Here is a 12,593-nt window from a genome sequence, read left to right on the forward strand (position 1 = left end):
TCAGCGGGCCCCGGCTCGCGCCGCCACGCGTGCCCGCCCCTCCGCCACCGTCTGCACATCGGAGAGTTCGTCGATACGCAGGGGCACGCCGAACCAATGCACCGCCAGGGCGATGGCCAGAAGGCCTGCCACGGCCAGCATGGCGCCAATCGGCGCGGCATCAGGATCAATGCTCGCCAGGGCCAGCCGGAGCAGGATGAGGAACGCCAGCGCGAGCAACAGGAGCCAGATCGCCGCCATCGAGACTACGGCGGGGCCGAAGGCGACACCGACCTTGCAGTCGCAGGCAAGGCAGCGCGCCGAGCCCGTCGGCCCCAGCGTCAGCTTGCGCCGGACGGACAGGCAGGGCGCTTCCCCGCAATGGGGGCAGATATTGGCCATGGCAGGCTCCGCTCAGGCCGTCCGCAGCCGCGCCGCCCGTGCCTCCCACCAGACCAGGCCGAGGCTGGCGACGACGATCAGGGCAGCACCCGCGAAGACGTGGGGCTTGGGAACATCCTGCCACAGGAGGTAGCCATAGATGAAGGCCCAGACCAGACCGGTATATTCCACCGGCGCCAGGGCCGAGGCCGGAGCGTAGCGATAGCCCTCATAGAGCAGGTACTGGGCGACGCCCGACACCAGGCCGAGGCCGAGCATCAAGCCCCACCCCATGGCATCCGGCGTCTTCCAGATGAAGGGCAGCGCCGCCCCGCACACCAGCACGAACAGGCCGGATGTGGCGATCATCTGGTTGGCGGTGCTTTCGGAGCGGTTGATCAGGCGGATCAGCACGGTGCCCCAGGCCCAGCAGAAGGCGGCGAACAGCACCATCGCCGCCGGCAGGAAGTCGGGCCGGCCCGAGGGATCGGCCGCCACGATCACGCCGAGGAAGCCGGCAAGCACGGCAAGCCAGCGCGCGACGCTGACCTTCTCCTTCAGGATCAGGATGGAGAGCACCACCGCCATCACCGGCGCGCCGAAATACATGGTGGTGAGATCGGCGAGGCCCAGATAGCGCGAAGCGTTGTAGAAGCTGAGCCAGGCCACCAGCAAAAGCAGGCCGCGCGAGGTCAGCGCCCATTTGTTGCGGCTCTGCCAGATCGGCGGCTGGCCCTGGCGCCAGGCGATCGCCATGCCCACGACCAGGATGACGACCGAGCGCAGGAACAGGATCTGCGGCACCTCATAGCTCGCCACCAGCCATTTGACGGCGGCATCCTGGATGGCGAACAGGCAATAGCCGACCGAGGCCAGCGCGATGCCGGTCAAAGGGCGTGAATCGGGGGGAGAAAGGGGAGGCATGAAGGGGTACGCGAGGCAGCAAAACGGAGCTGATGGACTGGCTATACCATCGTCCCCGGCCCGACGCGAGCGAGAGCCCTGTGCTCAGATGTCGCGACTAGCCTTCTCCCTAATACCAATCCGCAGAATACATGACCCATCATCCCCGGCCGAGCGCAGCGAGGGGAAGGGGATCCAGGGGCTAGCGAGCGTAGACCCCGGCCCTGGATTCCCTTCCCGCCTCCTTCGGCGGCGCCGGGAATGACAGCGTTCTATCCACACGCACCGGTCACGATTCATGAAGGTTGGTATAAGTGGCTCGGAGCCCTCCCGCCGGCATCGCTCGCGAGCCGAAACGTCGAGACCGACAGACTGCCCCCTTCCTTTGGCGCCCCTAACCTCCATGCGTCATCATGCCCCTCGTCCAGGTCGCGCAGGGAACATTGAGTTTGGCCGAACCGGATGATGTAAGAGGATGCGATTTTCTCCCGATCGCCGCGATCAACGGGGTTCGACATCATGGACAGGCGCTGGCTGCCGCTGAACGCTTTGCGGGCCTTCGAGGCGGTGGGGCGGCAGGGGAGTTTCACCGGCGCAGCCCAAAGCCTGCTGGTCTCCCAAAGCGCCGTCAGCCGCCATGTCATCGGCCTGGAAGATTTCCTCGGCGTGCCCCTGTTCGATCGCAAGCCGTCGCAGCCGGCCCTGACCGAGGCCGGCAAGCGCCTCCTGCCTGTCGTCGAAAAGGCCTTCGAGCGCATCGACACCACGCTGGAGGAGATCATGCGCGAGCGGGGCGAGCCGCAGCGCTCTCTCAGGGTGCTGCTGCCGACGACCTTCGCCCAGCGCCTCGCCGTGCCGATCCTGCGCCATTTCCGGGCCGAATTCCCGGATCTCCGGCTCGACATCGATTCCCGCCCCGTGCCTGGCAATGCCGAGCGAGAGGCCGACGTCGCTGTGATCTACACGCCGCCGCGGGTAGCGCCGCAGGTACTCGACCTCCTCTGGATGGTGAAGCTGACCATCCTGTGCCATCCCGACGTCGCCGCGCGAGCCGATAGCACCGACATCGCCGGCTTCCTGGCCGCCAACGATCTCCTCCACGTCAAGCTCGACAGCCGTCCTCCAGCCTTCCTGTGGCAGAATTTCGCCAGGGCCGCCCATGTCGCACCGGGATCGCTCGATCGCGGCCTCGTCTTCGATACCGCCCAGCTCGCGGTGCAATATGCGCTATCGGGCGAAGGCCTGGCGCTGGTCGATCCCGTGCTGTTCGAGGACGAGATCCGGGCCGGCCGCCTGGTACGCCCCTACGACATCCATGTCGATGACGGCTATGGCTATTACCTCTCCATCCACCCCGATGACCTCGACCGCCCGGAGATCGCTTTGTTCCGTTCCTGGCTGATCCGCCGTTTTTCGCGACCGCCCTTCCTTCAGGAAAGCACGGCGCCGGCCGTCTGAGCTGCCTTCTCCACACCCCCTTCCACCCGCTCTCCTGCCACGAGTTCGCTGCCTTGCGTTCCTCCTACGCTTCCATCGCCGCCCTGCTGGTCGCCGTCGCCGGCGTGCTGGCCGGCAATGGCGTTCTCACCACGCTTTTGCCGGTGCGCGCCGAGCTCGAGCATTTTCCGGCGCTGGCCATCAGCCTGATGGGCTCGGCCTATTTCGGCGGCATGCTCGCCGGCGCCTTCCTGACCCCGCGCCTCGTCCAGCGCTTCGGCCATATCAAGGCCTTCGGCCTGTCCTCGATCTGCGGCGCGGCGATGATCTTGGTCGCCGGCACCCTGGTCGAACCGCACGCCTGGGTGATCATCGGCTTCCTGCGCGGCTTCTTCTTGGCCGGCATCTACGCCATCGTGGAAAGCTATCTGCAGGGCAGGGCTGAGAACCGCATCCGCGGGCGCCTGCTCGGCCTCTACTCGATCACCCAATATGGCGGCTGGGCCATCGGCAACCAGTTCATGCGGCTGGGCGATCCGGCCGCCTTCACCATTTTCGGTATCGCTGCGGCGGTGGTGATCGTCTGCCTGGCGCCCTTGCTGCTGATCGAGGACGGCCCGCCACCCAGGGACGGCCGTCGTCCCGGCATGCGTCTCCTCTGGCTCCTGCGCACCACGCCGGTCGGCTTCGTCTGCGCCACGCTGATCGGCTTTGCCAACGGCCCGTTCTGGTCGCTGACGCCTGTCTACGCCACCAAGCTCGGCATGGACGGCGTACAGACCGGCACGCTGATCTCGGCCATCACCTTGGGCTCGGCCGCCTTCCAATTTCCGGTCGGCCGGCTCTCCGACGCCTTCGACCGGCGCAAGGTGCTGATCGGCCTCACCCTCGTCACAGCTCTGGTCGAGATCGGCATCTACTGGTCCGGCAAGCTCCTGGTCGGCTGGCCCTTCGTGATCACCGGCTTCGTGCTGGGCGGCATCATCTCGACGCAATATTATGCAAGCTCGGCCTATACCAACGACATCACCGGCCGCGACAATGCCGTCGGCGTCGCTGCTGCCCTGCTGTTCCTCTATTGCATCGGCGCCGTGCTCGGTCCGATCACCGCCTACTCCATCATGCAATGGCTCGGCGATCCCGGCCTCTACCTCCACAATGCCGGCATTCACGCCGCCATGGCGGTGTTCATCCTGCTGCGCGTGCTGAGGAGCCCCGGTCCCGACAAGGCTGGCACGACCACAATCTGATCAGCCATCTCACAAGGATCTTCTTCTCCCCTCGCGGGAGACGGCTTGTCGCGCCCCCAATTTGCCATCCCTACCAATGCGCCGCCACTGCCGCGCAGCCGATCAGGCCCGGCGTTGGATGGGTGATCAGCCGGATCGGGATCTCGCGCAGGAACTTCTCCAGCGGGCTCTTGGCCTCGAAGGCAGCGCGGAAGGCGTCCTCATCCATCAGCGGCGAGAGCTTCTGCACCACGCCGCCATAGAGGAAGACGCCGCCCTTGGCCGCGAACATCAGGCCGACGTCGCCGGAAAAGCGGGCGAGATAGTCGAAGAACAGATGCGTGGCCTCCACCGCCACCGGATCGCTGGCCGCCACCGCCGCCGTGCCGATCTCGGCGGCACTGCGCTCGGCGGGATGGCCGGCAAGGGCCGCGAGCGCGGCGTCGATGCGCTGCAGTCCCGGCCCCGACAGCACATGCTCGCCCGAGACGCGGCCGATCCTGCTGCGGATGAGCTCATGCGCCTTGCCCCAGTCCCCGGCCGGCGCGCCGATCTCAGCATGCCCACCCTCGGAAGGCACCGCGATCCAGCGCGAGCCACCACGCACCAGGGCACCGACGCCCAACCCGGTACCGGGCCCGAGCACCGCCATATTGCCGCCGGCCGCGCTGGCGGTGACATTGCCGATCACCGTGGTGTCGGCCTGCGCCAAATGCGGCAAGGCGTGGGCGACGGCCTCGAAATCATTGATCACGTCGAGACGCGCAAAGCGCAATTCCGCCGCCAGGGTCGGCGGATTGAACAGCCAGCTCTGCCGGTTGGTCGGCCCGACCATCTCGCCTGCCACCGGTCCGGCAATGGCGACGACCCCGGCATTGGGCCGCTCGCCGACATCGGCGATGTAGGCTTCGATCGCATCCCGGAAGGTGGGAAATTGCTTGTTCTCGTAATGCCGCTCGCTGCGATAATCGGTGCGGCCCTGAACGACGAGGGCAAACCGGCTGTTGGTGCCGCCGATATCGCCCAGCAAGGTCAGGTTCGTCATGAGAATCTCGTCTCCCCGAGCAGCGCGTTCACGGCTGAACGCTTGTTTGCTCTAACTTCTTGTTTCCAGCCAATCCAACGAACTGGCTAAAGCGTCTCTGCGATTCTCGACGATTCCGTCAAATCGCGAAACGCTGTTGATTGTTACCGGTGAGGCTGACAGTTGCGGATGAGATTTTCAAGCCTGCCCGCATCAAGATGTAGCGCCTGCATTCCCCCCGTCAAAGCCCTTTGAAGAACCGAACACGGATCAATCCGGCCGTCCTTCGTGCTGCCGCCAGGCCGGCCCGATCACCGGATGGGCCATCAGGGCCTTGTACAGCGCCCGGAAAGCCGGCAGGGCACGCGCCTGCTCGTGCCAGCCGGCGATCATGGCGGCATAGACATCGACGATGGTGACATTGTCACCCAGCAGGAAGGGCCCGGCGATCTCGTTGGCGAGCAGGGTGAAGATGCGGTCGGAATCCTGCCGGGCCGCTTCGGCGACCGCCGCCCGCGCCGCCTCGCTGGCATCGGTGGTGAAGCGATCGGCGTAATAGGTTCGCAATGCGGCCGGATAAGCATTGGTCGCCAGGAACATCAGCCAGCGCAGCGAAACGGCCCGCGCCGTAGAGCCGGCGGCCGGCAGCAGACCGGCCCCGGCGGAAGCCTCGTCGATGGTGAGAAGGATCGCCGCCGTCTCCGTCAGCACGGTGCCGCTGGGCAGGATCACCACGGGGACCTGTGCAGCGGGATTGACGGCGAGGAAGTCGGGCGCCTGCTGCTCGCCCTTGTCAGTATCGATCAGGATGCGCTCGGGCGTGATTCCCGCCCAGGCAAAGGCAACGTCGACGACCAGGGAGCCGGTGCCGGGACACCAATAGTGCCGCCACTGCCGCATCGCATGTTCCTCCCGAGCATTACCATTGCCGTTTTATTGTTAGGCCGGATTCCGCCTCATTGCGAGCCGGATGATCAATGCGGACGAGACGCCATGGACTGCTTAGGACAGCGGGATGGATCGGGAAGGCCCATATCGGTCTTGCCAGACTAATGGCCGCCGATGGCGAAGGCACAGCCCCTATAGTGCCTCTTACACGGGAAAGTGCCGGGCTCGCGCCGGCTCGTACCTGGTTGCAGGCAAGCCAGAAGGCCCGCACCTTGCGGACCACGATCATTCATCGAGAGGCAAGGCGGGAAGGGCATCCCGATATCGCATGCCGGCACCGAAGGTCGGGACGTCCCCGCCCTTCGGCAGCGGCCACCTCAGTGGGAGAGAAGCAGCAGAATGAGGAGTCCCAGGATCAGCACGAGAGCGCCGGGCTTCCAGCTCCAGCTCTTCACCGCCATGCCGAACACGGTGGCGATGGTCGACAGGATCGCGATGATCGAGCAGATGCCCCAGCGTCCGCTGGTGCCACCGATGGCCAGCGCAACCACGATGCCCAGAGTCCAGGCCATTCCGATCGCGGAAAAACGCAGGAACCCCTCATAGGTGTTCTTGTGATCGGAAAAGTCGTGCGAGGTCATCGTGTCGTGATGTGCTTCGGCCATTTTCATCCCCAGAATTGGACAAGGGCCTTTAACCCGAAGAGCCGCTTTATGCAATGCGGCGCTTTGGTGGCAGGCCCCAGCCAACGGCGAAGCTGGCATCAATACCAGGCATCGGACATGGCTGCCTTACGCTCGGCCACGAAAGCCTCCAGAGCCTCGCGCTTGCCCGCATCGAGCGGCGGCGGCGCGTAGGCTTCCAGCATCGCCTTCCATTTGCGGTTGGCACGCTGGACGATGTCTTGGCTACCCTCCTCGCTCCATTGCTCGAAGGAATTGTTGTCCGAGAGCGGGAAATCGTAAAAGGCGGTTTCATAGTTGCGCATGGTATGGGCGCTGCCGAGGAAATGCTTGCCCGGCCCGACCTCGTGAAAGCCGTCGAGGGCGAAGGCGTTGTCGTCGACCGGCATGCCTTGCGCAAAAGTGTGGAAGGCACCGAGTTGGTCCGCGTCGATCACGAATTTCTCATAGGACATCGCCAGGGCGCCTTCGGCCCAGCCGGCCGCATGCAGGATGAAATGGGCACCGGCCAGAAAGGCCGGCCACATCGAATTGGCGCTCTCATAAGCGGCCTGGGCGTCGGGGATCTTGGAGGCGCACAGATTGCCGCCGCAACGCAGTGGCACGCCGAGCCGGCGCGCCAGCGCGCCGATGCCGAGATAGCCGAGCGCCGGCTCCGGGGTGCCGAAAGTGGGAGCGCCGGATTTCAGCGACATCGAGGACAGGAAATTGCCGAGGATGGCCGGCGCTCCCGGCCGTTCGAGCTGGGTGAGCGCCACGCACATCATGGCCTCGGCAAAGCACTGCGCCAGCGCCCCCGCCGTGGTCACCGGCCCCATGGCTCCCCCGAGGATGAAGGGCACGCACACGGCCGCCTGATTGGCCCTGGCATAGGTGCGGATGACGCGGGATGCCTCGCCGTCCAGCACCAAAGGTGAATTGGTGTTGACGTTGCCGAGGATGACGCAATTGGCGTCGACGAACTCGGCCCCGAACAGCACCCGGCACATCTCGATGGAATCGGCGGCTCGCGGCGCCGTGGTCACCGACCCCATGAACGCTTTGTCCGACAGGGTCATATGCGCCAGCACCATGTCGAAATGCCGCTTGTTGACGGGCACGTCGACCGGCTCGCACACCGTGCCGCCGGAATGGTGCAGCCAGGGCGTCAGATAGGCCAGCCGCACGAAATTGCCAAAATCCTCCAGCGTGCCGTAGCGCCGGCCGCGATCGGCATCGGAAACGAAGGGCGAGCCATAGGCCGGCGAGAACACCGTATTGGGCCCACCGATCACCACCGAACGCTCGGGATTGCGGGCGTGCTGGACGAAACTCGCCGGGCAGCTCGCCTGGATGATCGAACGGATCAGGCCGCGCGGCGGGCGGATGCGCCAGCCATCGGTGTCGGCACCGGCCAGGCGGAAGAGGTCGACGGCTTCCTGGTCGCCGCGGATCTCGAAGCCGATCTCCTCGAGGATGCGGTCGGCGTGCTCCTCGATACGGACGAGGGCTTCCTCCGACAGGATCTCGTAGGGCGGAATCCGGCGCGTGATATAGGCGGGTGCCGCCGGCCCGCTGCGCACCCCGCGCCGTCCCGAACGGGACCGCCTCGTCTCGGCCGCTACTTCCGCCCTCATCGTGCCACTCCTGAGTTGGACAGAGTGATGCTAGCTGGACGAAAATGTCTCAAAGACTGAAACCGGACATTCCCTGTTCTGCAGGCGACAGTTTCTGGCCGTTCAGTGCACGGGGGAGATGATGGTGACGGAATGATCAAGCGAAAGCCGCCGGATGGCGAGTTCCGCCGCCATGACATTGTCGAGCCCGGTCAAGGTCGTTTCGGCCTCGTCGCCCTTCGCCTCATGGCGGATTTCCAGCGTGCCGAAGCCGCGTTCGATGCTTTTGCGCTCGACGCCCAGAATGGCTCTGCCGGAAAGGACTTCCTCGATGCCGCTGCGGATGGAGATCAGCACCAGGCGCCGATCCGTGATCAGCACCACCCGATCCTTGGCGCGCCGGTAGGCGGCCCAGGGCGCGCAGGTGAGGTAAAGCCCGAACAGGAAGGCCGGCACGGCGAGGAGGCTGAACAGGGCCGGCAGGATCAGCGAGCCGCCACTGTGGACGGCCTGCCAGACGGCCACGAGGCAGGCCCAGGCGATCGGCAGGCTGAGAACCGCGAGAAGGACGCCGGCGCCGAGGGTCGGCAAAGCGTTGCGCGCGGCCTCGCGCGGATCCGGCGCAGTGACGTAGACGATCGGCTCGGCGGGCGCCAAAGCCTTCACCGTCGCGCGTCGCGCCGCCTCGCTCAGCGTCAACAAGCCAGACATGGTTCCTTCCGGTCCAATTCACTGTCACCCAATTTGCTTGTCACTTGCGCCGTCTAGCCATAAAAGACCGGGCAACAGAGCCTTATCTCACACGGTTTGAACACAATGGACAAGTTCGTCACGCTCACGGGCGTCGCTGCGCCGCTGGAAATCATGAACGTAGACACGGACATGATCATCCCCAAGCAATATCTCAAGACCATCAAGCGCACGGGCCTCGGCGCGGGACTGTTTTCCGAGATGCGCTTCAACGATGACGGCAGCGAAAATCCGGATTTCATGTTGAACAAGCCCGCCTATCGCCAGGCCAAGATCCTGGTCGCCGGCGACAATTTCGGCTGTGGTTCCTCGCGTGAGCATGCCCCCTGGGCGCTGCTCGATTTCGGCATACGCTGTGTGATCTCCACCTCCTTCGCCGACATTTTCTACAACAACTGCTTCAATAACGGCATCCTGCCGATCGTCGTCTCCGAGTCCGATCTCGAAAAATTGTTCGACGATGCCCGGCGCGGCGCCAATGCCACGCTGACGGTGGATCTCGAAGCCCAGGAAATCCACGGCCCGGATGGCGGCAGCGTCAAGTTCGACATCGACCCGGCCCGCAAGAACAAGCTGCTCAAGGGCCTCGACGACATCGGCGAGACCATGGAGAAGACCCCCTCGATCGCCACCTTCGAGCAGAAGACGGCGGCGTCGCGCCCCTGGATCTGACCTCGCGGCCCTGAAGCCTGTCTCCGCCCCTTCGCGCCCCCCGCGGCGGCGCTGTTCAATTGGGAAAGGACGACACCGAACGAGGCCCGGCAATCTCTTCTCGAAACCGGGAGGGACTGCCGGGCTTTCTCTTGAAAGCGCAAGATGTCTGAAGGTCGGCCGCTTGCGGGCCTTCACAACGCCGTAGGCTTTGCTCGGGGGCTCAGGGCGAGAATGAGGGCTGCATTTCAGCCGCCGGCAACCGGGCGGCTGCGCACCTTCATGCACTTGCCATGCCTGGTTGCAAAGCACGCCTGAGACTTGCTTCGATATCGCCAACTCTTGCGCATTACCAGGGGTGACGTTGGGAAATGACCGCTGGAGCATGATTTGCGCCAGCCTTACTGTGCCGAATAATGAAGAATTAACGATGATCAGCTTGTAGTAGGCGCGCGATTCGCATGCTCATTCTGATTCCCGGTTTGGAAGGTCCGTGATGCCCCAATTGTCCCGCCGCCTGTTCATGCTCGGCGCACCGCTCCTTCTCGCCGGCTGCGCCTCTTCGAAGCGCCTGTCAGCCGACTCGATCTTCGATGGCTGGGGCGGCAGCGATTATGACTATGGCGAAATCTATGCGGGCTTCGAGGACAACGGCAATCCGGTCCCGGCGATCGATCTGCGGCGGATCGATTCAGCCTTCCTGCGCCGGGAAGTCTCGGACCCGACCGGCGAGGCGCCGGGTACCGTGGTCGTCGACCCGGCCAATCACTATCTCTACCACGTGCATGAAGGCGGCAACGCTACGCGCTATGGCGTGGGCGTCGGCCGCGAGGGCTTCGCCTGGAACGGCCGCGCGACGATCAAGCGCAAGGCGGTATGGCCGCGCTGGACGCCGCCCTCCGACATGGTGAAGCGCGACAGCGAAGCGGCCAAATGGGCTGGCGGTATGCCTGGCGGACCGGGAAATCCCTTGGGCGCACGGGCTTTGTATCTGTTCCAGGGCGATCGCGACACGCTCTACCGCCTGCACGGCACCATCGACCCCTCCTCGATCGGCAAGTCGATGTCGTCGGGCTGCATCCGCCTGCTCAACCAGGACATCATCCACCTCTACAACAACACCCCCGTCGGCTCCCGCGTGGTGGTGCTCGGCAGCGGCGGCGGGGACGTCGACGACCAGGAAGCGGCGATGTAATATCGATGCCTTGCGAGCGGAGTGAAGCCGTCCAGCATTGCGCCGAATATATCGATTGCCGGGCCGCTTTGGCGTCCTCGTAACGACGTCCTCGCCAGTCAAACCTATCGCTGACTGACATTACAGCTTCCACGTGACGAAATTTTCATGCGCAACCCTCTTGCGCATGGACCATCGCAGACCCGATTTTCAGGCCATGACGAACGGGTTCCTTCCGATGCATTACGCGCGCACCGCCCTGCTCCTCGCCGGCATGACGGCCCTGTTCATGGTGATCGGGCTCATGCTGGGCGGCAAGGGCGGCATGATGATCGCCCTTCTGGTGGCCGTGGGCACCAACCTGTTCGCCTATTGGCGCTCGGGCGACATGGTGCTGTCGATGTATGGAGCCCGCGAGGTCAGTCCCGCCAGCGAGCCGGGGCTCTACAAGCTCACGGCCGGGCTTGCCCGCAATGCCGGCCTGCCGATGCCCAAGCTCTATCTGATCGACGATCCGCAGCCCAATGCCTTCGCCACCGGGCGCGATCCCGCCAATGCAGCCGTTGCCATCAATACCGGCCTGCTGCAGTCGCTGTCGCGCGACGAGGTCGCGGGCGTGATCGCCCATGAGCTTGCCCATATCAAGCATCGCGACACGCTGCTGATGACCGTTACGGCCACGCTGGCCGGCGCCATTTCGATGGTGGCCAATTTCGGCATGTTCTTTTCCGGCAATCGCGAGCGCAATTCGCTCGGCCCAATCGGCAGCATCCTGCTCGCCGTGCTGGCGCCGCTGGCTGCCATGGTGGTGCAGATGGCGATCTCGCGCTCACGCGAATATGAGGCCGACCGCCTGGGCGCCGAGATCAGCGGCAACCCGCTGGCGCTCGCCTCGGGCCTGGCGCGCATCCAGAATGCCGCCCATGCCATTCCCAACGAGCAGGCCGAGGCCCATCCCGCCACGGCGCACATGTTCATCATCAATCCGCTGTCGGGACGGCCGATGGACAATCTGTTCTCGACCCATCCCGACACCCAGAACCGCATCGCCGCGCTGGAAGAACAGGCCCGGCGCATGGGCGCGGGACGACAACCGCCCCGTCAGGGCGGTTTCGTCGAGGGCGTCAATCTCGACGACCTCGGCCCTCGCGGCCCGCAAAGCCCGAAAGGCCCGGAGAATCCGAAAGGCCCGTGGGGCTGAGCCGACGTACCAGGAAGCATTGAAAATGCCTCATGGATCCGTCCCGCGGTTTTCGCCGGATCCTTGATCCGGTGCCGGAAATCGCGGGGTGTTCAAGTCTCGGATGCATCGGCATCGTCGAGCCTCGATATCACTGGATCTTGGCGTAGCTCTCGGCAAAGCCCGTAAGCGGCAACTGCACGCTGACATCGTTGCGCTGCAGGTTCTGGAAGGTCGTCTTGAGCTGCTTGCCCGTCTTCATCCGGGCCAGCAGCCCGGCATCGAGCGGCGTGCCGACATAGCAGCCCGCGCCGTCGCAGGTCTGCAGGGGATAGCTCACCGGCTGGCCGTCATCGACCTGCAGCTTGAGGCCGGCTGGCAGATAAAGCCCGAGCGGCAGGCGCACCAGCACCACGGGAGCGCGGGTGTCGCTGGGAACGCGTACCGAGAAGCCGACCACGAGTTGGCCGGTATTGTTCATCACCGCATTCTCCTCGACCACGCAGTCGAGCGGCCCCTGCCGAGCGTCCGCGGTGCAGCGCGTCACCCAGCCGGGTGCCGCGGGAGCCGGTGCCGCGGAAGGCGCCGCAGCTGCCGCCTTGGGCGCCTCGGGGGCGGCAGGCTTCTTGGCCTGCGCCTGTGCGCTGCCCGCCAAGAGGCAGGCCAGCCCCGCAGCCACCGTCATTTCAACCACACGATGCATCGTCGCCTATCCGTCC

General features: G+C 65.1%; 13 protein-coding genes. 5 read left to right on the plus strand and 8 right to left on the minus strand.

All coding sequences use genetic code 11. The annotated features are described in order from the left end of the window. Both AB4037_RS21680 and AB4037_RS21685 read right to left on the minus strand, forming a co-directional pair. Nucleotides 1-381: a hypothetical protein gene (locus AB4037_RS21680; RefSeq protein WP_441772906.1), complete on the minus strand. Its 381-nt coding sequence runs from the start codon at nucleotides 379-381 to the stop codon at nucleotides 1-3. Nucleotides 382-393: 12 nt separating this feature from the next. Then, on the minus strand, nucleotides 394-1,284 hold the full coding sequence (locus AB4037_RS21685) for a DMT family transporter (protein WP_434959307.1): 891 nt from the start codon (nucleotides 1,282-1,284) through the stop codon (nucleotides 394-396). A gap of 498 nt (nucleotides 1,285-1,782) precedes the next feature. Between AB4037_RS21685 and AB4037_RS21690 the strand changes: the two genes are divergently transcribed. Both AB4037_RS21690 and AB4037_RS21695 read left to right on the plus strand, forming a co-directional pair. Beyond that, nucleotides 1,783-2,721, plus strand: coding sequence for a LysR substrate-binding domain-containing protein (locus AB4037_RS21690; RefSeq protein ID WP_434959306.1), 939 nt, complete (start codon nucleotides 1,783-1,785; stop codon nucleotides 2,719-2,721). A 53-nt stretch (nucleotides 2,722-2,774) separates the two neighbouring features. Continuing rightward, nucleotides 2,775-3,950, plus strand: a complete 1,176-nt coding sequence (locus AB4037_RS21695; RefSeq protein WP_441772907.1) for an MFS transporter — start codon at nucleotides 2,775-2,777, stop codon at nucleotides 3,948-3,950. A gap of 70 nt (nucleotides 3,951-4,020) precedes the next feature. Here AB4037_RS21695 and AB4037_RS21700 read toward each other — a convergent pair whose 3' ends face one another. The 5 genes from AB4037_RS21700 to AB4037_RS21720 form a co-directional block, all read right to left on the minus strand. Next, nucleotides 4,021-4,974: a glucokinase gene (locus AB4037_RS21700; RefSeq protein WP_441772908.1), complete on the minus strand. Its 954-nt coding sequence runs from the start codon at nucleotides 4,972-4,974 to the stop codon at nucleotides 4,021-4,023. A 249-nt stretch (nucleotides 4,975-5,223) separates the two neighbouring features. Beyond that, nucleotides 5,224-5,853: a glutathione S-transferase family protein gene (locus AB4037_RS21705; RefSeq protein ID WP_441772909.1), complete on the minus strand. Its 630-nt coding sequence runs from the start codon at nucleotides 5,851-5,853 to the stop codon at nucleotides 5,224-5,226. 365 nt (nucleotides 5,854-6,218) lie between these two features. Continuing rightward, nucleotides 6,219-6,506 carry an aa3-type cytochrome c oxidase subunit IV gene (locus AB4037_RS21710; protein WP_434959303.1) on the minus strand — a complete coding sequence of 96 codons (288 nt, stop codon included), beginning with the start codon at nucleotides 6,504-6,506 and terminating at the stop codon, nucleotides 6,219-6,221. 98 nt (nucleotides 6,507-6,604) lie between these two features. Beyond that, the gene (locus AB4037_RS21715) at nucleotides 6,605-8,140 is read right to left on the minus strand and encodes a trimethylamine methyltransferase family protein (protein WP_441772910.1); all 1,536 of its coding nucleotides are present in this window, start codon (nucleotides 8,138-8,140) and stop codon (nucleotides 6,605-6,607) included. 102 nt (nucleotides 8,141-8,242) lie between these two features. After that, nucleotides 8,243-8,830, minus strand: a complete 588-nt coding sequence (locus tag AB4037_RS21720; protein ID WP_434959301.1) for a hypothetical protein — start codon at nucleotides 8,828-8,830, stop codon at nucleotides 8,243-8,245. Between the two features lie 105 nt (nucleotides 8,831-8,935). Between AB4037_RS21720 and leuD the strand changes: the two genes are divergently transcribed. The 3 genes from leuD to htpX all read left to right on the plus strand — a co-directional run bounded on the left by leuD (nucleotide 8,936) and on the right by htpX (nucleotide 11,895). After that, entirely contained in the window at nucleotides 8,936-9,541 is a 606-nt protein-coding gene (gene leuD / locus AB4037_RS21725) for a 3-isopropylmalate dehydratase small subunit (protein WP_441772911.1), read from the plus strand. 475 nt (nucleotides 9,542-10,016) lie between these two features. After that, a complete protein-coding gene (locus tag AB4037_RS21730; protein ID WP_441772912.1) occupies nucleotides 10,017-10,715 on the plus strand; it encodes a L,D-transpeptidase in 699 nt (232 codons plus the stop codon). Between the two features lie 217 nt (nucleotides 10,716-10,932). Next, complete coding sequence (gene htpX, locus AB4037_RS21735; RefSeq protein WP_434959756.1) at nucleotides 10,933-11,895, plus strand: zinc metalloprotease HtpX; 963 nt, start codon at nucleotides 10,933-10,935, stop codon at nucleotides 11,893-11,895. Nucleotides 11,896-12,025: 130 nt separating this feature from the next. On the opposite strand, the gene AB4037_RS21740 is transcribed toward htpX, so the two are convergent. Continuing rightward, a complete protein-coding gene (locus tag AB4037_RS21740; protein WP_441772913.1) occupies nucleotides 12,026-12,577 on the minus strand; it encodes an invasion associated locus B family protein in 552 nt (183 codons plus the stop codon). Nucleotides 12,578-12,593: the final 16 nt, after the last annotated feature.

This window comes from Labrys sp. KB_33_2, assembly GCF_052114505.1.
Lineage (GTDB): Bacteria > Pseudomonadota > Alphaproteobacteria > Rhizobiales > Labraceae > Labrys.